Below are 22559 nucleotides of genomic sequence, written 5' to 3'. Positions count from 1 at the left end.
CAACAAGCTATGACACAACATTGAACTGTGACTGACTCGGATATTTTGATGCGCGAGCGCCGCCCTCGAGGCGGTAGCGTTGCATCGTAAAGGCGAGTTTTCTACCGTAAAAGCACAATGGTGTGAAAAGGAGTTTCCCTTGTCGGATAAAACATCGAGTAAAATCAGCAAAAAGCACTACGAAAAGAAACTGACGGAGCTACAAACCGAGCTAGTCAAACTGCAAGAGTGGGTCAAGCAAGAGCGCCTCAAAGTGGTGGTGTTATTCGAAGGGCGAGACGCCGCGGGCAAGGGTGGCGTGATCAAACGTATTACCGAAAAACTCAACCCACGTGTATGCCGCGTCGTCGCGCTAGATAAGCCCACCGAGCGCGAGCGTACCCAATGGTATTTTCAACGCTATGTTGAGCACCTGCCTGCCGGTGGTGAAATCGTTCTGTTTGACCGCAGCTGGTACAACCGGGCGGGGGTTGAGCGAGTGATGGGACTTTGCTCCGACGAAGAATACGAAGAGTTTCTACGAACCTGTCCCGAGTTTGAACGCATGTTAATGCGTGCTGGCATCATCTTGATTAAATATTGGTTTTCAGTTTCTGACGACGAGCAAGAAAAACGCTTTGCCGAACGTATTAGCACACCCATAAAGCGCTGGAAGTTCAGCCCAATGGACTTAGAGTCTCGCAGCCGCTGGGTGCAATATAGCGAGGCCAAAGATCGTATGTTTGCTTACACAGACACCAAAGACAGTCCTTGGTGGGTGGTCGAAGCGGACAATAAAAAGCACGCACGGCTCAATTGCATTGCGCACTTGTTATCGCAGATCCCGTATAAAGAAATCACCTACCCCGAGGTCGAGCTACCTGAAATCAATAAAGAAGGCTATGTACGCATGCCACTTGAAGAGCAAAGTTTTGTGCCCGATCAAGTCAGCGAGTGGCTCAATAATGAGCCAGACGATTAACCCTTATTTAAGCAGTTTTTCCAGCTCTTCTTTTTGAATATGGCGAACATCTTTTCCTTTCACAAAGTAAATGATGTATTCGCAAATGTTCTGACAGCGATCGCCAACACGCTCAATGGCGCGTGCTGACCACATCACTTTCAGTACGTTAGGAATTGAGCGTGGGTCTTCCATCATGTAGGTCATCAGTTGACGCAAGATCCCTTCGTATTCACGATCTAAGGAGTCATCTTTGCGATACACCCGCATCGCCGCCTCAATATCCATACGGGCAAACGCATCCAGCACCTCGTGCAGCATCTTCGCCGCACGTTGCCCTAGCGCTTCCAATGAGACGAGAAAAGGCTGCTGAGAGTGACTGGAGTTATCCAGTGCCATTTTCGCGATGCTGTCCGCCACATCACCAATACGCTCAAGATCGGTAATGGTTTTGATGATCGCCATCACCAATCGCAAGTCACTGGCGGTCGGCTGACGCTTGGCAATAATTCGCGTACACGCCTCATCGATCGCTACTTCCATGCCATTGACTTTGTGATCTTCACGAATAACATGACGCGCCAGATCGACATCTTGGTTATGCATGGCACGTAGTGCATCGGTCAGTTGGCGTTCGACCAACCCCCCCATGGTTAAAACATGGGTTCGAATGGCTTCAAGCTCGGCATTAAACTGCCCTGAAATGTGGCGACTGATGTTATGGTTGTCCAAGGCCTGCTCCTTATCCGTAGCGACCAGTTATATAGTCTTCAGTTTGTTTATTTTTCGGCGTCGTAAACAAGGTGTCCGTGTCCGCGTATTCCACCAAACGCCCCATATTGATAAATGCGGTTTGATCCGAGACACGCGCGGCTTGTTGCATATTATGGGTGACGATCACCACGGTGTATTGGCTTTTCAAATCATTAATCAACTCTTCAATCGTCAACGTTGAAATCGGATCCAACGCTGATGAAGGCTCATCGAGCAACAATACCTCTGGTTCAATCGCGATCGCACGGGCGATAACCAAACGCTGCTGCTGACCGCCTGACAAGCCAAATGCATTATCATTGAGTCTGTCTTTTACCTCATTCCACAAAGCCGCCCCTCGCAGCGCTCGCTCTACCGCATCATCTAGCACCCGCGGATCATTGATACCCTGCAGGCGTAATCCGAACACCACATTTTCATAAACAGATTTAGGAAAAGGGTTGGGCCGCTGAAACACCATACCAACTTGGCGGCGTAATGCGGGCACATCAACGTCGCGATCGTAAATATTTTGCCCATGCAGAGTCACTTCCCCGCGGACACGACAGCCATCAACCAGATCATTCATCCGATTAATACAGCGTAGCAAGGTCGACTTACCACAGCCGGACGGGCCGATAAACGCCGTGACCTTTCCCTTTGGGATCCGCATATTAATATCAAACAAAGCTTGTGTTTGCTGATAGTACAAATTGAGATGACGGATCGACAGCGCGGTTTGCTCTTCAGGCAAATTTGCCAAATCGAGCTCGGGCGTCAGGCCAATTCGGGAGTTTATCAAAAACATAGGTTGTCGAGCCTCATCATTATTGTTCCAAATCGCGATACTTTTCTCGCAAGTAATGGCGGATCCCGATAGCGGCAAGGTTTAACGCCACAATCACAGACACCAGTAAAAACGAGGTGGCGTATACCAGAGGGCGTGCCGATTCAATATGGGTACTCTGAAAGCCAAGATCATAAATATGATATCCCAGATGCATGAACTTACGTTCGAGGTGCAAAAAGGGGAAGTTACCATCCACCGGCAAAGCAGGTGCCACTTTCACTACCCCCACCAACATCAAAGGCGCAACCTCACCGGCTGCACGCGCAACGGCGAGGATCAGCCCAGTCATCATCGCCGGACTTGCCATCGGCAGCACAACTCGCCACAGTGTCTCGGCTTGGGTCGCACCTAATGCAAACGCACCATGACGAACACTGGTCGGGATGCGTGCCAACCCTTCCTCTGTCGACACAATGACCACGGGCAGCGTCAAAATCGCCAATGTTAACGCTGACCACAGTACGCCCGGCGTTCCAAAGACAGGGGCAGGTTGAGCGGCTTGATAAAAGAGCTCATCAATCGAACCACCGATGAAATAGACAAAAAAGCCCAAACCAAAGACGCCATAGACGATCGAAGGTACCCCGGCCAAATTAACGACCGCAATCCTAATCATCCGTGTAAACGCGGTTTTTGGCGCATATTCATGAAGGTACACCGCGGCAATCACCCCAAGCGGTGTCACAATCACAGCCATCAACAGCACCAAAAACACGGTGCCAAAAATGGCCGGAAACACACCGCCAGAAGCATTACCATCTCGTGGTGGCTCTGAGACAAACGCACCAATTTGATGGCCCCAAAAGAGCAGCTTCTCAACCCCGCTCATTGCGTTGGGGTACCATACCGCCAAGACGTTACGAAGTGGCAGTAGCACTTCTTCATGATGGCTATCTTTGACCACTAACATGGCATCATCTTGGTGATGGCGTAAACTTTCCAGCTTCTTCTCAAGCTGGGAATATTGGTCCAATAGCTGCGCGCGCTGCTCTGCGATATGGGCTGGGGGCTCACGATTTGCGGCATGGGCCAAGGCCCAGCGTTTTTCCTCTAAACGCAGCTGTTCCAGTTGATAATTGACACTGGCTAGGTGGACGCGTTCAATGTCATCAATCACATCACGTCGCGCGGACAAGGCATCAAGTCGCGCCTCAAGATCTGCCTCATCTAGGCGATGGCGCGTACCGTTCTCATCTACCAGCGCAACAGGCCATCCATAGAAAACCCCATTCTCGACCCGCTCTATCATGGCTAATGATGCCGGAGTAAATTGGCTGCGAATGTTAAACGTCAACAACTGCCGGAAGTCCACTCCCTCACGCTCGCGATTACCGATCTTGACCACTAAACGGGCATAATCTGGGTTAGCATCTTCCGGTAATGTGATGCCTGCATCTTGCAGTTGCGTCGCGTCGACACGGTCCGTTTGGTAAATCTGCCCAATCACCGTTTCTTGGCCTTCGGGTGTATTGAGCGTGAACTGGGTGATGGGCGTAGGCCAAAAATAGCCCAACCCGCGCGCACCAATAAGAAGCAACACACCAAGGATCGCAGTCAAGCTGACACTGACCATGCCTGCGGTTATCCACACCCAAGGGGTTCCTGATTTCATCCATGCGCGCATACGATCTCTCATCCCCACCTATAAGTTACTGTACTTGTCGCGCAAGCGTTGGCGTACGAGTTCAGCTAAGGTGTTAAACACAAAGGTAAATACAAACAAAATAAATGCGGTTAAAAATAACACGCGATAATGGGAACTCCCCACCTCAGACTCGGGCATTTCAACCGCGATATTGGCGGACAAAGTGCGCAACCCCTCTAACAGATTCCAATCCATGATGGGCGTATTCCCGGTCGCCATCAGTACAATCATGGTTTCGCCCACCGCACGCCCTAGTCCCATCATCACCGCCGAAAAAATACCCGGGCTTGCGGTGAGTAATACCACACGTGTCAATGTCTGCCAGTGAGTGGCCCCTAGGGCCAACGCGCCACTTTTTAAATGCGGTGGTACAGAGAAAATGGCATCTTCCGCAATCGAGAAAATGGTTGGCACTACCGCAAAGCCCATCGCAATACCGACTACCAGTGCGTTACGCTGGTCATAGCCTATCCCTAATTCATGGGTGATAAAGCGACGCGCATCGCCGTCAAACCATAGGTGTTCTAACCAAGGACCTAATTGCCAAGCCACCAAGGCAATCAGTAACAGGGACGGAATGATCACCAAGATTTGTGCGTTGTCCGGTAAGCGGCGGCGTACATAGCGCGGGATCATTCGCCAAATCATGCTAAGACCCAGCAAACAAAGTGGCACCATCAGCAACAGTAAAAATACCGTGGGCAGGTGTTGCTCAACCCAAGGGGCTAACCAGAGCCCGGCTAAAAAGCCGATAATAACGGTTGGCAGTGCCTCAATGGTTTCAACCGTCGGCTTCACGACTTTACGTAACCCCGAAGACATAAAATAGGCAGTATAAATCGCCGCACCAATCGCCATCGGGACGGCAAATACAAGCGCAAAGAGTGCCACTTTCAGGGTGCCAAAAATCACCGGGACCACGCTTAATTTAGCTTCAAACGTGTCATCCGCTGAAGTGGATTGCCACACATATTGGGGCTCTGCGTACCCTTCGTACCAGACCTTCTCCCAAAGTGAATGAACACTAACTTCTGGGTGTGGATTATCGACAGCAAACCATTGCCATACACCATCGGTGGCGGTAATCAGTGCCTGTGCACCAGGAGAAAATGCCATTGCTTGCGGCAAGGTATCGAGCATGGCCGCAAAGTAACGTTGCTTTTCGCTGGTCGCATGCAGCAAGCTCAGCCCCCCTTGCTCATCCGCAACCGCAATACTTTTACGGTGCAGCTCCGGTGAGGCCACAAACTTCCCTTTAGCTGGCTGAAATAACCGCACTTCGGTCAGCGATGGCTGGCCACTTTTCACCACATCAAACCACTGACTCAAGCCGCCATCTTGATGGTGTAACATTAACGAACGCCCACCTGCGAGCAAAGTCATCGCCTGAACCGGACTCTCCACCACATTGGCAAGATTAATGGTTTCACGTACGGCCATCTGTTGCCCGTGAATTCGCCACACCGTCAGTGTGCTGCCTTGGCGAACAAAGAGGCGCTGTCCGTCAGGCGAGAGCGCTATATTATCAACTGGCTCACTCAGTGAGTGACGTTCAATCCGTCCACTGCGATAAAGCACCAACTCCTGTGTGTGTGTCACCGCCACCAAAACAGGGGCTATATTTTCGCCGTGTAAGCTGTCTGGCACAGCGAGCGCTAATTGGCGTAGCGCCGACGAGTCCAGTATCACAGGTAAAGGAAATGCCGCCATACGGCGCAGCTTGGGTAATACCGAGGTACTATCGCCATACTCAGCGCGAAAACGTAGCTGCCAAACGCCTACTTGCCCCGGTTTGATTTCTACAGCCATAAAGGGCGCTGTGGCAGGGACTGTCGCCACCGCAGGACGGGGAATATCTGATAAGTTGCGCGCCAACATGACAGTTGCAACTTGGTCGACCTGTAAAGGACGACGGGCTACGGTTAAGGTGCCACTGTCATCAAGCGCATAAACCAGCTGCTCACGATTGTCAGCGCCAATAAAGTGCGGCGTAGCTGGTGTTGGCACACTAAAACGGCCGGTCGGCGTCATACTCGCTTGATGAAAAAGCGGTAACACGACGGTCAGCAAATAAAAGAACAAGAGCAGTAAAGTGACCAATACCATCACGCCACCAAGACGTACTGTATGCCGTGTAAACGTGTCTTTTAAACGTCTTACTCGATTGGCATCTTTGAGTGATGGTGAAGTGTGGGTCATTCGTGCCTCTTGTTTTAGATCAAGCCCTTAATTGTATGTCATTACAATGACATTTTTATGACATCCCTACTCTAAACAGGGATACCACCGAGGGCTGTACGCAATAAAAATGAAACAAACGGGCTTTAGGCTGGCGCAGGTTGATATTGGGCACAGTTTAGCGACTTTACTGCAAAGCAGCATAGACAACACCTTGACCGGCCTCAATAATTGACTCGACAATCGCCGTAAGGATCACGCATGAAACATTTTGTTATCACACTGATGGGTCCCGATCGCGCTGGGCTGGTTGATCAAATCTCACAGACCATTTTTACGTATCACGGGAGCTGGCAAGCCAGCCGCCTTAGCCAACTCGCCGGACAATTCGCAGGGATCATCCATCTATCTGTGTCTGATACCCATGCAGATGCGCTCGTCCATGCCCTTCGCGAATTGGATGGCTTACAGCTGCTGATCACCGACGCCAAACCAGTCACCCCTAACCCGACCACACATACCTTGTCGGTTACGGGCAACGATCGTCGCGGCATTGTTCAAACACTCAGCCAATTACTGGCCGCTCACGGTATCACTATTAATAAACTCAATGCGCAAACACAAAGCGCAGCCAATACCGGTGGGCAAATATTTACTGCTGATTTTTATCTGGATATTCCGCCGGATGCGGATGTCTCCATGTTACACGAAGCCCTTGAAGCACTGTCCGACGATTTGATCGTCGAGTTTGACAGTAATTTCACCCAGTAGAACAGGATTTTCTCACGCTTTATGACATTAGATACTTACCACGTCGACAAAGAATTAAGTTGGCTATCTTTTAACGAACGCGTCCTCCAAGAAGCCGCCGATAAGAGCGTCCCCATTATCGAACGTGTTCGTTTTTTGGGGATTTTCTCCTCCAACCTTGATGAGTTTTATCAAGTGCGTTTCGCGGACGTTAAACGCCGTATCATCATTGACGAAGAGCGTGGGGTCGACAGTCATGCCAAAGAACTTTTAAGTAAAATTCAAGCGAAAGTCGTCAAGCTAAACCAAGATTTCGACCACCTCTACAACGATATCTTGCTGGAGATGGCGCGCCGCAATATCTTTCTGGTCAACGAACGTCAGCTTACCGATAATCAATCTCAATGGCTAAAGCGCTATTTTCGCAGCAATATTCTGCCCTACATTACGCCGATTATGCTGACCAAAGACGTCGATGTATTGAGCTTTCTGAAAGATGCCTACTCGTACCTCGCCGTACAGCTTAAAAAAGAAGGGGAAGAGCCCAAGTATGCGTTGATTGAGATCCCAACAGATGATCTTGACCGTTTTATTAAAGTCCCTGAGCCCAAGGGGAAACGACAGCGCAAAACCATCATCTTGCTCGACAACATCATTCGCTTATGTCTCGACCAAATTTTCAGCGGTTTCTTCGACTACGACACGGTCGATGCTTATGCCATGAAAATGACCCGAGATGCAGAGTACGATCTCACCAATGAGGTGGAGCACAGCCTGCTCGAAAATATGTCGGAAAGCTTGGACCAACGCCTCACCGCTCTCCCGGTGCGCTTTGTCTACCAACGGGATATGCCGCCGGAAATGGTGAGTAAACTCATCCAAGTGCTGAAAATTTCTGATTATGACAGCGTCCTACCCGGTGCGCGTTATCATAATTTTCGCGACTTTATCGGCTTTCCTAATGTCGGGCGAAAATATCTGGAAAACCCGCCACTGCCGCCATTCGAATCGGCCGATTTTCAATTACATAACAATGCTTTCGATGCCATTCGTGAGCGCGACATCCTGCTTTACTATCCGTACCACACCTTCCGTCATATGACAGAGCTGGTCCGTCAGGCTTCTTTTGATCCGTCCGTGCGCAGCATTCGCATTAACGTGTACCGGGTGGCAAAGAACTCGCGGATCATTAACTCCATGATTGATGCAGCCAATAACGGCAAGCGTGTGACCGTGGTAGTCGAGCTACAAGCCCGTTTCGATGAAGAAGCCAATATCGAATGGTCGCGCGTGCTCACCGATGCTGGCGTCAAGGTCGTATTTGGTACCCCAGGGCTTAAAATTCACTCCAAGCTTTGCCTGATTTCACGCCGAGAAAACGGCGAATTACGTGATTATGGCCACATTGGCACCGGTAACTTCCACGAAAAAACGGCCCGTATTTATACCGACTTTGCACTTTTTACCGCCGATCAGCAGATCACGTCTGAAATTCGTAAGGTCTTCGAGTTTATCGAAAACCCTTATCGTCCGGTCAAGTTCAATCATTTGATCGTGTCACCACGTAACTCTCGACGCCGCATTCAAAAGCTGATTGAGCGCGAAATCGAACACGCGAAAGCCAAGCGTAAGGCCGGGATCACCTTAAAAGTGAACAACCTTGTCGATAAAAGCTTGGTAAACCTGCTTTACCGAGCCAGTAGCGAAGGGGTAAAAATCCGCATGATTGTACGCGGTATGTGCTCTTTAGTGCCGGGCGTAAAAGGCGTGAGTCAAAATATCAAGGCAATCAGTATCGTCGATCGGTTTTTAGAACACCCACGTGTATTTGCGTTTGAAAATGGCGGTGAGCGTGATGTCTATATCTCTTCCGCCGACTGGATGACCCGCAATATTGATAACCGTATCGAAGTCGGGGCACCCATCCGCGATCCGCGCTTAAAAGATCGCATCATGGACATCCTCGAGATCCAATTTTCCGATCGGACCAAGGCGCGTATCATCGACAAGGAGATGTCGAATACCTATGTTAAACGAGGGAACAAGAAAAAAATTCGATCGCAAATCGAGACTTACGATTTTCTCAAGCAGTTGGAGAGACAAGAACTCAAACACGCGGAAAAGTTGCAGCATGACACTCCCCCAAGCAAGTAATGATAAGCCGCGAGAGATTGCGGCCGTAGATCTTGGCTCTAATAGCTTTCATATGGTGGTTGCCCGCGTGGTCGGGCAAGGCCTACAAATTATCAGTCGCCACAAGCAGCGGGTGCGATTAGCCGCAGGGCTGGATAAAAAGCAGCGCCTAAGCGACGAAGCGATACAACGTGGTGTTGACTGTTTAGCCATGTTTGCCGAACGCCTTAATGGCATTGAGATAGACAACGTACGGATCGCAGCAACTCATACGTTACGCCAAGCCAAAAACGCACATGAATTTATTGAACGGGCGAATCAAGTCTTCCCTTACCCGATTGAAATTATTGCGGGTGAAGAAGAAGCACGCCTGATTTATCTGGGGGTCTCTCACACCCAGCAAAATCTGGGTCGCCGTTTAGTGATTGATATCGGTGGTGGCTCAACCGAGCTTGTGATTGGTGAAGACTTTCAGCCCCTGCTCGTTAATAGCAAACGCATGGGATGTGTCAGCTATAACGAACGCTTTTTCCCACAAGGCGCGCTGAGTGAAAAGCAGTTTCTCGCAGCCCAAACGGCTACCCAACAAAAATTGGAAAGTCTGGCGAGTCAATATCGCAAAGCAGGATGGCAAGTCGCGTTAGGCGCATCGGGCACCATTAAAGCCATTCGAGAGGTGGTGATTGGGTTGGGCGATGAGGATGGCATTATCACGCGCAAGCGCTTGGATAATGTGATTGAAAAGCTATTAAAGTTCAAACACAGTGACAGCATCGATTTACCGGGATTGACCGAAGACAGGCAGCCTGTCTTTGCCGCTGGGGTGGCGATTTTATCCGGTGTTCTCGACGCGCTCAAAATTGATGAATTGCGCTTCTCAGATGGTGCTCTGCGTGAAGGCTTGCTGTATGAGATGGAAGAGCGCTTCCAACGCACCGACATCCGTGGCCGAACCACAGATGATATGGCTGCACGCTACAATGTCGACCTTGATCATGCTCGGCGGGTGCAACAGACAGCCGCCCACTTCTATGCACAAGCCGAGCCCGAACAAGGCAGTAAAAAAACGGAATTGGCTGGCTTACTCAATTGGGCCGCTTTATTGCACGAAGTGGGGTTAAGCATTGGATATCCGGGCTATCACAAACATTCGGCGTATATTCTCAGCAATACTAACCTACCCGGGTTTAACCAAGAGCAACAAACCGTCTTGGCAACCCTCGCGCGCTTTCATCGTAAAGCGTTAAAGCTGGGAGAAATGCCCAAATTCACCTTGTTTAAACCCAAACTGATCGAAACGCTCATCTGCGCACTGCGGCTCGCCTGTGTGTTGCACTCACAGCGCAATGACGAAGCTCTCCCCGAGATTACGGTGACTATCGATAAAAACGGCGGTTGGCAGCTGCAGTTTCCCAAAGGCTGGCTGGGTGATAATCGCTTACTTGCGGCCGACCTGACCGCAGAGCAAGACTACTGGCAAGCGGCCGGCTGGTCGCTTTGTTTTAGCGACTAATCCAATCCAAGTGCGTGGCGCTGCGCATGCACCACCTGCGCCGGGAGGGGAATATATCCTTCTCGGCTTACTTCCTTTTGCCCTTGAGCAGAGAGGATATACCCCATAAACGCGGCCTCAAGCGGAGCTAGGGGCGCGTTGGGTGATTTATTGATATAGAGGTATAAATACCGTGTTAGTGGGTACTCACCGTCGCGAATTGACTGCTGAGTCGGCAGAACAGCGGGCTTGCCGGGATGACCGACGGCGAGCATTTTCGCCCCCGACGCTTGGTGACCCATCCCCGCGTATCCGATCGCATTTAATGAAGAGGCTACGGACTGCACCACAGATGCCGATCCCGGTTGCTCGTTGACGTTAGCACGAAAGTCGCCTCGACACAATGCCGCCTGTTTAAAGTAGCCATAGGTGCCGGATACCGAGTTACGCCCAAACAATTGTAGATCGCGATGTTGCCAACGCCCCGTAAGCCCTAACTGCCCCCAGCGGGTAATAGGCTCACTCGCCCCACACCAGAGCGTTCGCGAAAAGATAGCATCTAGCTGATTGAAGTTAATTCTCTGTAGCGGGTTATCTTGGTGGACATAAACCGCCATGGCATCAATCGCCACCGGCACAGCGGTGGGTGGATAACCGAATCGAGCTTGGAACGCATTTTCTTCACTGACCCGCATCGGACGGCTCATTGGGCCAAGTTGTGCTGTACCTTCCACCAGAGCGGGGGCCGCCGAGGCAGAGCCGGGGGTTTGCAGCTGGACATTTACGCCCGGGTACAAACGCTTAAACCCGTCGGACCACGCCGCCATCATGTTGCCTAGGGTATCCGAACCTACGGAGTTTAGGTTCCCCGAAACCCCGCTGATACGCTGATATTCCGGCAGCATTGACTGGGTCGTATGGCTCTGGGCTAGTGCAGTCCAAAGCAGGCTGACACAGAGTATGCCCCACCTTAACATGTCAATCGCTCCGGCAGCGTAAATGCAAAGGTACTGCCCATCCCTACCTCACTTTGGATCTCGAGCTCCGCATCATGATGGCTCAGGGCGTGCTTGACGATTGCCAAACCCAGACCACTGCCACCGGTTTCACGAGAGCGCGCCTTATCGACACGATAAAAGCGTTCGGTTAAGCGATCGAGGTGTTGCGGAGGAATGCCTTCGCCACTATCCGTGACCTCTAAACGCGGACCTTTGTCTGTGCGATACCATTTGACGGAAATCGCCGCCTGCGCTGGGGTATGCTTCACCGCGTTATAGACTAAATTGGAAATCGCGCTGCGGAGTTGGTCGTCATTGCCTTTTACTTTTAGGCTCTTATCAACATCAAACGTCAGCACATGCTCACGATCACCACTCAAGGTTTGCGCCTCTTTTTGCAAAACATCCAGCATGGCTGGCACATCAACATCGTGATCTAATTCTGGTTTTGCGGCCGCCTCAATTTTGGATAACGTCAGGAGCTGCTCAACCAGTGATTCCATGCGCGATAGCTGTTCAGTCATAACACCATGCGCTTTCGGCCACATTGGTCCTATCACCATGTCAGGATCTTCTGTCATCTCAAGATATCCGCGCAACACCGTCATTGGCGTACGCAGTTCATGTGAGACATTGGCGAAGAAGTTGCGTCGCATTCCTTCCAGCTGTTTGAGTTGGGTGATATCACGCACCACCATCAAGAACTCTCCCTCGGCATAGGGCATGGTACGAAATTCTAAGGTACGCGCACTGTTGATGTGGGAGCGCATTTCTAACGGTATATCGTAATTTGCCTCGGCGATGTAGCTGACAAACTCAGGCGCTCGAATAAGATTACTGATATGTTGGCCATTATCATCTGGCATTCGCAAGCCAAGGAGTTCTTGTGCCAGCTTGTTACACCACACAATCGAGCCATCACTTTCAAAGACTACCACCGCATCGGGCAAGGATTCGGCCCCGTTGCGGAAACGACGGATCAGGTTTGCTAACTCTTTGCGACGGCGGCGATTACGTTTTTGAAGCCGATAAATGCCATTAAACAATGGCTCCCAAGAGCCTGTGCCTGAAGGCGGGGTCAGGCTTTTATCTTTCCATAGCCAGTCGGACAGTTTGATTTGTTGATGCAGATGCCAAAGCAACATGGCAACCGTTGCACCCAATAGCAACCAAGGCAGGCCACCGAACAGCCAGCCAATAATAAACCAAGGCAAATAAAAAAAAGCCAGCTCCCAAGCTAGCTTCTTCCAAGACAGTCGTTCGACCATTTACTCTCCATCCACCCCAACGTATGTGGAGCGCTTTCTATCTTTTTAGTTGCGTGTCGAGAAGCGATATCCTGCGCCACGTACGGTTTGCACTAACTTATCATGGCCGCCCGCTTCAAGCGCTTTGCGCAAACGCCGGATATGCACATCAACGGTACGATCTTCAACATACACATTGGTACCCCAAACGTTATTCAAAAGCTGCTCACGGCTGTAGACACGCTCTTGGTGCGTCATAAAAAAGTGCAACATTTTAAATTCGGTTGGCCCCATATCGAGCGGTTCATCATTGGCTGTCACACGGTGCGAGACAGGGTCTAACTTGAGGCCTTGTACATCAATCACATCGTCCAGTGTGGTCGGTGATACGCGACGCATCACCGCTTTTAAGCGTGCCATGAGCTCTTTCGGTGAAAAAGGTTTGGTAATGTAATCATCCGCGCCAACTTCTAGGCCTCGGACTTTATCTTCCTCTTCCCCACGCGCGGTCAGCATCACTACAGGAATTTGTCGGGTCAGTTCATCGCGCTTAAGGTGCTTGATCAAGTTAATCCCCGATCCGCCCGGTAACATCCAATCCATGAGGATCATTTCCGGATAAGGCTCGCAAATTTGCGCCAGCGCCGAGTCGTAGTCTTCGGCCTCTACCGTTTGGTAGCCTTTTTGCTCCAGCACAAAGCACAGCATCTCTCGGATCGGCGCTTCGTCCTCAACAACTAGAATCCTTCTAACCATGATAATTACCTAGTGTTATCATTTAACTGGCGCCATTATGTGGATTTATTATGACATTTTTGTGACCCAGCGCGAGCAAATTCCCCACCCTTTGTGCATGCTGTGACCTAGCCAACACCTTGCTGTGTGACCAGCACGCGACTTGCACCTCCGCCCTGACTGTCTACGCGAACTTGGGCGCCAATCCGCTCGACCAACGTACTCACATGAGAGATCACACCAATTTGGCGTCCATCCGCCTGCAGGGTATCGAGACACGACAGCGCCATCTCTAAGCTGTCAGGGTCCAAGGTGCCAAAGCCTTCATCGATAAACAGCGATCCTAACTGACGGGTATCTGCCGCTAATGAGGCGAGCGCCAGTGCCAGCGACAAAGAAACCAAGAAACTCTCTCCTCCAGAGAGGGATTCCACGCTGCGCACTTCATCTCCCATATCATGATCCACCACCTGCAATGCTAACAAACTGTCGGGTACGGTTTGCAGCGCGTAGCGAGGGGAGAGCGAAGCAAGGTGCTCGTTGGCAATCTCCACCAGCTGGGCGAGTGTGAGTGATTGGGCAAGGTTACGAAATTTGGCACCGCTGGCCGAGCCAATTAAGTCGGCCAGTTTTAGCCATTGTTCCGTTTTGCTGCGCTGGGTATCAATTTTGTCCGTTAAACTCCCCGCTTGCTGACGTGCCTGCTCGGCTTGCGTCAGCCGATGCCGAATATCGAACACACGCTGCTCAGCCTGCTCTTGTGCGTGTTGCCACTCGGCTTGCTGCGTCTCCAAGACTGTCTCGTCATCTGTCAGCGCTTGTTCATCAAACCACGCTTTGGCGGTCGCAATGGCCTGATGACAATGATTTAGCTGCTGTTCACGTTCTTCAAAGCGTGTTTTTGCTTCCTGATAGCGCGCCTCAATCTGGTTTAAAGCTTGGCGTTCATCCGCCCGCCAAGCCTCGCTCAATGATAAATGCGCCATCAAAGTATACTGACTCATTCCCAGCGCAGGTTGCCACTGGATCCAACGCCTAACGGCGGTACGATAGTGCTGATTAGCATCTTGCCGTTGCTGCTGCAAAGTTTGCTGACGGGCTTGCAAGCCGGCGCGTTGTTCACTGGCTTGCGTATACGCCTTTTCCGCCTCAGCTCGACGCTGGCGCTGCGCGTCTATGCGTGATTTGTACTCAGTTTCTAAGCTCGCAAGATCCTGATCCCCCACCAGCGCTTGTCGCGCCGCCATACGCTGCTGATGTTGTTGGGCCAAGTTCACCAACTGCGTCTGACGTGACTGAATGGCATCTGACAAGCTCTGACACTGCTGTGTGAGCGTGGCAAGCTCGGTGTCGGTACGCTGCTTTTCTTCCGCCATCCCCTCACGCTCCGCTTGCAAAGCGCGGTATTGCTGGATTTTTTGTTCCATTTGCCGAATGTAACGTGCGGAGCCAACTTGTTGTAAGCTGGCCTGCCATTGGCCTTTGCCTAGCTGTTTATCGAGTGCTTCGCAGCGACTATCACGCTGAGCTTGTTGCTGGTGCCATTGTTCGTCAATGGCGCTAAGGCGTGTTTCACATTCGGTTAGCGCTTGGTCTAAGTGGTGACGACGGGCAACAAGCTGCTCTCGAGCTTGTTGCAACTCACTGAGTGCCGCATCAATCTGCTGAATATGGGCAAGCTGTTGCTGACGTTCGGTTATGGCTTGATAACAGGCCACATAGTCCGCTTGCGTCTGTTGGGCACGGGCTTCAATATCGATGAGCACATCACGCAGTGGCGTCTGCCTGTCGGTGTCACTATCCAATTCAGCGATGGCAACACGCAGCCCTTTTTCGTATTGATCACGCTCCGCCTGCCACACTTGTCCCTGCTCTCGCAACTCAGCACATGCATGCTCACTTTGCTGGTGTTGCTTTTGCCAGTAGTAATATTCTGCTTGGCTTTGATTGAGTGTCGCTTGCAGCTCAGCAAGACGCGTTTGCTGCTGATCAATCAAGCTTTCCACTACAGGCGCATGGTGTAAGTAAGGATGCTCAGTCGCCCCACAAAGCGGACAAGGGTCTCCCTCGTTAAGCGCCTGACGCAAGTCTTCCAACTCCATCACGGCCATCGCTTGCTGCAAACTGTGACGCGCTTCGTCAACCTGAGCTTGTTGGCGCGTTACCGTGTCTTTCAAACGCGTTAGGTGGGTTTGGCTATCGCGGAAAATGGCATCAAATTTTTCGAACTCCAACTGATTATGTTGGCAGCGCTCGTCCCAGTATTGCCAGTTATGTGCTTCATTTAAAACCGCCTCTTGTAGACGACGGGTAGACTGCAATTGGCTATAGCGCGATTGTTCGGCTTCTTGCTCCGCGATCAGGCGATAGGGTTCTGCAGCCGCTCGTTTTGTTTTTAACTGGTCACTGCTGGCATCCACTTGCGCAATATCCTGCTCAAGCTTATCGCGCTGAGGGCGCCATTGCTGGGCTTGCTGCTGTCGCTGTCTATGCTCATCACTCAGTGCGGCTAGCGCATCTTGGCAATCAAGAAACTGCTTGAGGTTGTCAAACACCGGCTGATAGTGCTCAGCCACGTGACCGAAATCGCCAAACGCTGCCAGTTGCTCAGCAATGATCGTTTCACGATGCACCAAATGCTGTGCATGGGCACGGGTTTGTTCAAGGGTCTGTTGCGCTTGACGCCATTTTTGCTGTTCTTCATTGAGGGTGATGTTTTGCTCACGCATTTGCTCATCAAGACTGGCTAATTGGGTCTCGATTTGCTGAGCCTCACGCACCTTCGGCTCTATATCAGCCCACGCTTGCTCGGCATCGGTCAATGCGCGATTGGCTTCTCGCCAACGATCCGCTTGTCGCTCATAGTCGGCGGCAACAGCCTGTTCATCTCGGGCTAGTGCAGCTAGATCTTTCCCCAAGGATAGCGACTGCCACTGGTAACGCTGCAGCGCATTGAGATCCTCTCGCGCCGCTTGGGCACGTTCAATCTGTGCCAATGTCTCTCGGCGCGCTTCCACACCCGCTTTTTCTTGTTCCGCCTCATCCAGTGCCACTTGCGCGTCATCAAGTGCTTGTTGCGCCTGCGCTAAGTGGGTATGTTGCTGGCGGTAGTCGTTCAGCATTTTGAGTTGGTGTTGATGATGTTTGACCGCCTGTTGGCATTGGGCTTGTTCATCCACCAATTGCTGCTCTTCATCTTCGCTCAGGAGCTGAATGTCACCGAGCTGTTGCATGAGCTGATCCAGTGCTTGTTTTTCATCACGGGCACGCTCATGGGCCATTTGGGATAAACGGCTGTAAATTTCGGTGCCAGTCATTCGCTCCAGCAGTGCTGCGCGATCATCTGCTGACGCTTTCAAAAAAGCCGCAAAATCCCCTTGGGGGAGCATCACCGCACGACGAAACTGCTCGTAGCTGAGCCCGACCAGACGCTCAATTTCACTGAGCACTTCCTGTTTCTTTCCTGCAAAACGTTGGCCGGTGGTGAGGTTTTCGAGCCAATGCTCACTGGCTTGGATCCGACCATCGGCTTTGCCTCGCGCGCGACGTACCGACCAATGGGCACGCCAGCGACTGCCGTCATGGGCAAAGAAGTCGACTTCTGCGTAACCTTCACCTTTTCCTCGCGACAAAATACTGCGCACATCGTTGGCTTTAACTCGGGTTGCAGGATCGCCGAGACCAATATCCGCATCGTTCTTTTTGTTGGCTTGAAAGCGCGGGATTTTGTCGTATAGCGCAAGACAGATAGCATCTAACAACGTGGATTTACCAGCCCCCGTTTTGCCAGTGATCGCAAACAAACCGCTATCACCCAAAGGGCCCTTCGAAAAGTCCAACTCAAACGGGTGTTGAATACTGGCCAGGTTCTCGCCACGTAATGCCAGAATTTTCATCGTTTATTGGTCCTCATCCTGTTCCAGTTGTTCAAGCAAATGTGAAAAAGTCGCTGCGATAGCCGGATCCGGCTCACCTTGATATTTTTGCTGCCAGCCGTGACGGAAAACTTGAAACGGCTCGACGTCAGACAAGCGCTGCTCACGAAATTGGCGCTCGTGGGTGCGGTCACGATAGTGCGGCGTTATCTTCGCCAAACGGATAGGCTGCCCCTCTAGCGCCGCGAGGATCTTCTCACGCAACATCGGTTGCGGGGCATCCAATAGAACAGGCACTTCCAATAACGGCTGCATATCCAGCGATAGTGAGGAAAGGGTCAGCGCCTGCAGCGCTTCTATCACTTCATCAAGCGGAGCAGGCTTGTCTGGCACACGCAGTAAGTCGACCTTTCGCGGTACTTCAAGAGAGCGAATATCGGCAAGCTGCTCCCCCTCTAACGTGACAGCGAGCACTTGATGACGATAGTGTCGCTCTGAAAGAGACAGTGGGATCGGCGAACCACAATAGCGAATTCGCTCTTGCTTCGCGACCCGCTGGGCAAGGTGCAAATGTCCTAGTGCCACATAGGCAACATCCTTGGCAAAAATATCAGCCGGCAGCGCATGCTGGTTGCCCCCGAGAATGCGTCGCTCAGACATTTCTGATAGCTGCCCACTCGCCATATAAACATGCCCCATCGCAATCAGCGCTTGGCTCCCCGTGCATTTGGCGCGCGCCGCTTGTTCAGTTTGCTGATAAATCTGTCGCACCCCTTCGATGAGACGATCATCGTCTTCCCCCAATCCTTCCGTGCGTAAATCACTGCTACGTAAAAAAGGCACTGCCATCACCCAAGCGGCGGTTTGCCCCTCTTTGTCCGTCACCGGTACCATCATACGCTCGGTATCTAAACTACCATCGCTGTGCCGTGAGATAGCACCAATTAAGTGTAAATCAAAGGCTTTGAGTAGCTCGTGTGGCGCATCGAGTTTGCTAGGTGAGTCATGGTTCCCACCGGTAATAATCACATTCAGTTGGGGCAATGCCTTAGCCACATCCGCTAAGAAGCGGTATAGCATACGCCAAGCGCTGGCAGGCGGATTGGCACTATCGAAGATGTCTCCGGCAACCAACAAGGCATCCGCCTCTTCATCTATCAATTGCTGCTGTAGCCAATCAAGAAACGCTTGGTGCTCTTGCTGACGATCATAGCCATGCAATTGGTGGCCAAGGTGCCAATCTGAGGTATGAATGATTTTTAACACTGCTGGGGTTATCCGTTGGTTGAAAAAAGACGAGGTCATAGACACACGCCAATGTCGCGAGCCGGGTAAAATTCTACGCTAATTGCAGCGACATTCGAGGATGAATGCAATACCATGTTGGCTTTCTCACAACTGGATGGATAAAGCCTCGCCATGATTTGGTTTAAGAACTTACTCGTCTACCACCTCACCCGTGACATTCCTCTCGATCCCGAACAGCTCGAAAGCCAACTCAAAGAGTTCGACTTTACCCCTTGCGGCAGCCAGGACATGCAGAAGTTTGGCTGGGATAAAGCATTGGGTAAGCACGGCGACATGCTGACCCATGTCAGCGGTGGCAATATTTTGATCCGGGCACGCAAAGAAGAAAAGCTGCTCCCTGCCTCGGTGATCAAAGATGCGCTAGAAGAAAAAGTTGATGCCATGGAGCAAGCCCAAGGCCAACGTTTGAAAAAACGTGAGAAAGACAGCCTAAAAGATGATGTTGTCATGGAGTTGCTCCCGCGCGCTTTTACCCGCCAAAGCCAGATGTGCGCCCTTCTCATGCCGGCAAAAGGGCTGGTTCTGGTCGATGCGGCCAGTATTAAGAAAGCCGAAGAGCTACTTGCCTTACTCCGTAAATCCATCGGTAGCTTACCGGTAGTGCCCGTCGAGACCCAAACACCGGTGGAACACGCCATGACAGAATGGGTGAAACAAGGCAGCACGCCTCAGGGCTTCCACCTTGGTGATGAGGCTGAACTCAAAGCACTGCTTGAAGAAGGTGGGGTGATTAAATGCAAACAGCAAGATCTCACCAGTGAAGAAATTCACGCTCACCTCGATGCCGACAAACAAGTCACCAAACTCGCCATGGACTGGCAAGAACAAATCCATTTTGTGTTGGGCGATGATCTCAGCCTTAAGCGCCTGAAGTTTTCAGAAGAGTTACGCGATCAAAACGCGGATATCGACCGCGAAGATATCGCAGCCCGACTGGATGCTGACTTGTCGTTGATGTGCGGTGAGCTCGATGTATTACTTGATGGATTATTCACGACCCTCGGCGGTTTACAGACCGACTAGTCGCCCGAGTGAGCCTTTGCATACTGATGCAACAGGCTTAATCCACACAAAGACTAGGTAATTCCTGCTGGTAGTGTGGGCACTGTCACAGTAAAATAGCGCCCACACTCACCTTCACTATGAAGGTGCCTGACTTACACTCAGACTTTAGCTAGGAATTATGTTTACTCCAGAACTACTCTCACCCGCCGGTAGCCTCAAAAACATGCGCTACGCATTCGCCTATGGGGCTGATGCCGTTTACGCCGGACAACCGCGTTACAGCTTACGCGTGCGTAATAACGAATTTAACCACGAGAACTTGAAAATCGGGATCGATGAAGCCCACGCTCAGGGCAAGAAGTTCTATGTGGTCTGTAACATTCAACCGCACAACGCCAAGCTGAAAACCTTTATCCGCGATTTACAACCTATCATCGATATGGGTCCTGATGCGCTGATCATGTCAGATCCAGGCCTTATCATGATGGTGCGTGAGCATTTCCCCGATATGGCAATTCACTTGTCAGTACAAGCCAACGCGGTGAACTGGGCGACAGTGAAGTTCTGGTATTCGCAAGGCGTTGAACGCGTAATCCTTTCACGTGAGCTGTCGCTTGAAGAGATCGAAGAGATCCGCAAACAATGCCCAGAGATGGAGCTTGAAGTATTTGTGCACGGCGCACTGTGCATGGCTTACTCGGGTCGTTGTCTGCTCTCCGGCTACATCAACAAGCGCGACCCTAACCAAGGTACCTGTACCAATGCGTGCCGCTGGGACTATAAGGTTCACGAAGCCAAAGAAGACGATGCCGGCCAAGTGGTACAAGTACAAGAAGTCACGCCAACATTGGGTGAAGGTCAGCCTGTCGACGATGTGGTTTTGCTTGAAGAAGGCCGTCGCCCCGGTGAATTAATGGCCGCTTATGAAGATGAGCACGGCACTTACATTATGAACTCAAAAGACCTCCGTGCTATTCAGCACGTTGAACGCTTGACCCAAATGGGTGTTCATTCGCTGAAAATCGAAGGTCGGACGAAGTCCTTCTACTACTGTGCTCGAACAGCCCAAGTTTATCGTCAGGCGATTGATGATGCCGTGGCCGGTAAGCCTTTCGATGAAAGCCTCATGAGCACACTGGAAAACCTCGCGCACCGCGGTTATACCGAAGGCTTCTTACGTCGCCATACACACGATAGCTACCAAAACTATGATTACGGCTATTCAGTCTCTGACCAACAGCAATTTGTGGGTGAGTTTACCGGTAAGCGCCGTGGCGATTTAGCGGAAGTTGCCGTGAAGAACAAGTTTGTTTTAGGTGATAGCCTTGAGCTCATGACGCCGAAAGGCAACGTCCACTTCACTCTTGAAGTCATGGAAAACCGCAAATCAGAGTCTATCGACGATGCCAAAGGTAATGGTCACTTTGTGTTTATTCCTGTGCCAGAAGATATGGACTTGGAATACGCACTACTGATGCGTAACCTACAATCTGGTCAAGATACGCGTAATCCATCAGGAAAGTAGTATGGCATTACTTATCACGGATAAATGCATAAACTGCGATATGTGTGAACCCGAGTGTCCCAACGGGGCTATCTCGATGGGTTCAGAGATCTTTGAGATCGAGCCAGATTTATGCACCGAGTGTAAAGGTCACTACGAAAAGCCGACGTGCCAGTCAGTCTGCCCGATATCCAAATGCATTATCACCGACCCTGATAATGTTGAGACCGAGGAGCAACTCCTAGAAAAGTTTGTGGTCATTCAAGGGATGGCCTAAACCATTAAAAGCGCCGCAAGGCGCTTTTTTTATGTCTATATCAACCTACAACGATGAACTATTGCTAAGCGCGTAGCAATAATGCATGACAGTCTAGAGTAACGACGTTGCATTGAGACACTCAGGCTCGCACATATCGCAGTTTATGCACTCATCAAGCCGCGACTAAGCATGCGTTAGTAAAAACGTATAGTGAAAGGCGAGCGAAACACTTCACGCCGTGCAATTCTCTAACATGAATACGCTCTTGAATTAGGGATACCTTAAACGCAAAAAAACCCAGCTTTTCAGCTAGGGTTTCTAAATAGTGGCGGAGGGCCGGGGTTGCGGACAACGGGCAGGCCATCCTGCGGGACTCATTCGCCCGCAGGGCGAACCTGGCCAATAACAAAAAAACCCTGCTAAAATTAGCAGGGTTTCTAAGTAGTGGCGGAGTGGACGGGAGTCAACGCGCACTGCAAGTGCCGCGACCAAGACGTCAGGCTCAGGGGAGCTTAAACGCAAAAAACCCCAGCTTTTCAGCTAGGGTTTCTAAGTAGTGGCGGAGTGGACGGGACTCGAACCCGCGACCCCCGGCGTGACAGGCCGGTATTCTAACCAACTGAACTACCACTCCGCACCAATTCTGTCTCATCAAAGTCTTACTTATATCTGCTTTGATGCTTAAATTGTGTCTGTGTGACGGGAGTTTTGAAGCGAGACGCGCAGTGTACGTCAGTACATGAGCATCGCAGCTATCAAAAATCGCAAGCAACAGTCACAATTTATAATCAAAGCCTGGCGATGTCCTACTCTCACATGGGGAGACCCCACACTACCATCGGCGCTGCTTCGTTTCACTACTGAGTTCGGCATGGAGTCAGGTGGGT

General features: G+C 51.1%; 16 protein-coding genes, 1 tRNA gene and 1 rRNA gene. 7 read left to right on the top strand and 11 right to left on the bottom strand.

What is annotated here, in order from left to right; genetic code table 11:
• Window positions 1-139: 139 nt before the first annotated feature.
• Window positions 140-961 (top strand): polyphosphate kinase 2, encoded by an 822-nt coding sequence (gene ppk2, locus BGK46_RS15005; RefSeq protein ID WP_069590611.1) that lies wholly within the window; start codon window positions 140-142, stop codon window positions 959-961.
• A 3-nt stretch (window positions 962-964) separates the two neighbouring features.
• On the opposite strand, the gene phoU is transcribed toward ppk2, so the two are convergent.
• The 4 genes from phoU to BGK46_RS14985 are packed head-to-tail and all read right to left on the bottom strand — an operon-like array spanning window position 965 to window position 6387.
• Window positions 965-1672, bottom strand: a complete 708-nt coding sequence (gene phoU, locus BGK46_RS15000; RefSeq protein ID WP_069590609.1) for a phosphate signaling complex protein PhoU — start codon at window positions 1670-1672, stop codon at window positions 965-967.
• 10 nt (window positions 1673-1682) lie between these two features.
• Entirely contained in the window at window positions 1683-2501 is an 819-nt protein-coding gene (gene pstB, locus BGK46_RS14995; RefSeq protein ID WP_069590607.1) for a phosphate ABC transporter ATP-binding protein PstB, read from the bottom strand.
• Between the two features lie 19 nt (window positions 2502-2520).
• On the bottom strand, window positions 2521-4167 hold the full coding sequence (gene pstA, locus BGK46_RS14990) for a phosphate ABC transporter permease PstA (protein ID WP_069590605.1): 1647 nt from the start codon (window positions 4165-4167) through the stop codon (window positions 2521-2523).
• A gap of 18 nt (window positions 4168-4185) precedes the next feature.
• Entirely contained in the window at window positions 4186-6387 is a 2202-nt protein-coding gene (locus BGK46_RS14985; protein ID WP_069590603.1) for an ABC transporter permease subunit, read from the bottom strand.
• 240 nt (window positions 6388-6627) lie between these two features.
• Between BGK46_RS14985 and BGK46_RS14980 the strand changes: the two genes are divergently transcribed.
• Genes BGK46_RS14980 through ppx form a run of 3 tightly spaced genes read left to right on the top strand, consistent with a single transcriptional unit; the run spans window position 6628 to window position 10762 of the window.
• On the top strand, window positions 6628-7137 hold the full coding sequence (locus BGK46_RS14980; RefSeq protein ID WP_069590601.1) for a glycine cleavage system protein R: 510 nt from the start codon (window positions 6628-6630) through the stop codon (window positions 7135-7137).
• Between the two features lie 21 nt (window positions 7138-7158).
• Complete coding sequence (ppk1, locus tag BGK46_RS14975) at window positions 7159-9270, top strand: polyphosphate kinase 1 (RefSeq protein WP_069590599.1); 2112 nt, start codon at window positions 7159-7161, stop codon at window positions 9268-9270.
• Window positions 9248-10762, top strand: coding sequence for an exopolyphosphatase (gene ppx, locus BGK46_RS14970; RefSeq protein WP_069590598.1), 1515 nt, complete (start codon window positions 9248-9250; stop codon window positions 10760-10762). Before ppk1 ends, ppx begins: the two co-directional genes overlap by 23 nt.
• Here ppx and BGK46_RS14965 read toward each other — a convergent pair.
• From BGK46_RS14965 to BGK46_RS14945, 5 genes are all read right to left on the bottom strand, one after another.
• Window positions 10759-11718, bottom strand: coding sequence for a PstS family phosphate ABC transporter substrate-binding protein (locus BGK46_RS14965; protein WP_069590596.1), 960 nt, complete (start codon window positions 11716-11718; stop codon window positions 10759-10761). The genes ppx and BGK46_RS14965 overlap by 4 nt on opposite strands.
• Entirely contained in the window at window positions 11712-13007 is a 1296-nt protein-coding gene (phoR, locus tag BGK46_RS14960) for a phosphate regulon sensor histidine kinase PhoR (protein ID WP_069590594.1), read from the bottom strand. Before phoR ends, BGK46_RS14965 begins: the two co-directional genes overlap by 7 nt.
• A 45-nt stretch (window positions 13008-13052) precedes the next feature.
• On the bottom strand, window positions 13053-13742 hold the full coding sequence (gene phoB, locus BGK46_RS14955; RefSeq protein ID WP_069590589.1) for a phosphate regulon transcriptional regulator PhoB: 690 nt from the start codon (window positions 13740-13742) through the stop codon (window positions 13053-13055).
• A gap of 107 nt (window positions 13743-13849) precedes the next feature.
• On the bottom strand, window positions 13850-17617 hold the full coding sequence (locus tag BGK46_RS14950) for an AAA family ATPase (protein ID WP_069590587.1): 3768 nt from the start codon (window positions 17615-17617) through the stop codon (window positions 13850-13852).
• A 3-nt stretch (window positions 17618-17620) separates the two neighbouring features.
• Complete coding sequence (locus tag BGK46_RS14945; protein WP_069590585.1) at window positions 17621-18901, bottom strand: exonuclease SbcCD subunit D C-terminal domain-containing protein; 1281 nt, start codon at window positions 18899-18901, stop codon at window positions 17621-17623.
• A 117-nt stretch (window positions 18902-19018) separates the two neighbouring features.
• Here BGK46_RS14945 and rdgC point away from each other — a divergent pair, with 117 nt between their 5' ends.
• The 3 genes from rdgC (at window position 19019) to BGK46_RS14930 (ending at window position 21690) form a co-directional block, all read left to right on the top strand.
• Entirely contained in the window at window positions 19019-19927 is a 909-nt protein-coding gene (gene rdgC, locus BGK46_RS14940; protein WP_175418669.1) for a recombination-associated protein RdgC, read from the top strand.
• A gap of 160 nt (window positions 19928-20087) precedes the next feature.
• A complete protein-coding gene (gene yegQ, locus BGK46_RS14935; protein ID WP_069590581.1) occupies window positions 20088-21434 on the top strand; it encodes a tRNA 5-hydroxyuridine modification protein YegQ in 1347 nt (448 codons plus the stop codon).
• Window position 21435: 1 nt separating this feature from the next.
• On the top strand, window positions 21436-21690 hold the full coding sequence (locus BGK46_RS14930) for a YfhL family 4Fe-4S dicluster ferredoxin (RefSeq protein WP_069590579.1): 255 nt from the start codon (window positions 21436-21438) through the stop codon (window positions 21688-21690).
• A 539-nt stretch (window positions 21691-22229) separates the two neighbouring features.
• Here BGK46_RS14930 and BGK46_RS14925 read toward each other — a convergent pair.
• A tRNA-Asp gene (locus BGK46_RS14925) sits at window positions 22230-22306 on the bottom strand.
• Window positions 22307-22465: 159 nt separating this feature from the next.
• Window positions 22466-22559 (bottom strand): 5S ribosomal RNA (rrf, locus tag BGK46_RS14920); the annotation flags it as partial.

Origin of the sequence: Salinivibrio sp. SS2, from assembly GCF_001722075.1 — a bacterium.
GTDB lineage: Bacteria > Pseudomonadota > Gammaproteobacteria > Enterobacterales > Vibrionaceae > Salinivibrio > Salinivibrio proteolyticus.
The sequence above is the reverse complement of the archived record's forward strand: the minus strand, read 5'-3'. Positions and strand labels throughout refer to the sequence as shown.

What these genes read in the sequence shown, in the direction of transcription:
- pstB (WP_069590607.1), bottom strand. Translation starts at nt 2,501, where the DNA reads ATGTTTTTGATAAACTCCCGAATTGGCCTGACGCCCGAGCTCGATTTG.
- pstA (WP_069590605.1), bottom strand. Translation starts at nt 4,167, where the DNA reads ATGCGCGCATGGATGAAATCAGGAACCCCTTGGGTGTGGATAACCGCA.
- BGK46_RS14985 (WP_069590603.1), bottom strand. Translation starts at nt 6,387, where the DNA reads ATGACCCACACTTCACCATCACTCAAAGATGCCAATCGAGTAAGACGT.
- BGK46_RS14980 (WP_069590601.1), top strand. Translation starts at nt 6,628, where the DNA reads ATGAAACATTTTGTTATCACACTGATGGGTCCCGATCGCGCTGGGCTG.
- ppk1 (WP_069590599.1), top strand. Translation starts at nt 7,159, where the DNA reads ATGACATTAGATACTTACCACGTCGACAAAGAATTAAGTTGGCTATCT.
- ppx (WP_069590598.1), top strand. Translation starts at nt 9,248, where the DNA reads ATGACACTCCCCCAAGCAAGTAATGATAAGCCGCGAGAGATTGCGGCC.
- BGK46_RS14965 (WP_069590596.1), bottom strand. Translation starts at nt 11,718, where the DNA reads ATGTTAAGGTGGGGCATACTCTGTGTCAGCCTGCTTTGGACTGCACTA.
- phoR (WP_069590594.1), bottom strand. Translation starts at nt 13,007, where the DNA reads ATGGTCGAACGACTGTCTTGGAAGAAGCTAGCTTGGGAGCTGGCTTTT.
- phoB (WP_069590589.1), bottom strand. Translation starts at nt 13,742, where the DNA reads ATGGTTAGAAGGATTCTAGTTGTTGAGGACGAAGCGCCGATCCGAGAG.
- BGK46_RS14950 (WP_069590587.1), bottom strand. Translation starts at nt 17,617, where the DNA reads ATGAAAATTCTGGCATTACGTGGCGAGAACCTGGCCAGTATTCAACAC.
- BGK46_RS14945 (WP_069590585.1), bottom strand. Translation starts at nt 18,901, where the DNA reads ATGACCTCGTCTTTTTTCAACCAACGGATAACCCCAGCAGTGTTAAAA.
- yegQ (WP_069590581.1), top strand. Translation starts at nt 20,088, where the DNA reads ATGTTTACTCCAGAACTACTCTCACCCGCCGGTAGCCTCAAAAACATG.
- BGK46_RS14930 (WP_069590579.1), top strand. Translation starts at nt 21,436, where the DNA reads ATGGCATTACTTATCACGGATAAATGCATAAACTGCGATATGTGTGAA.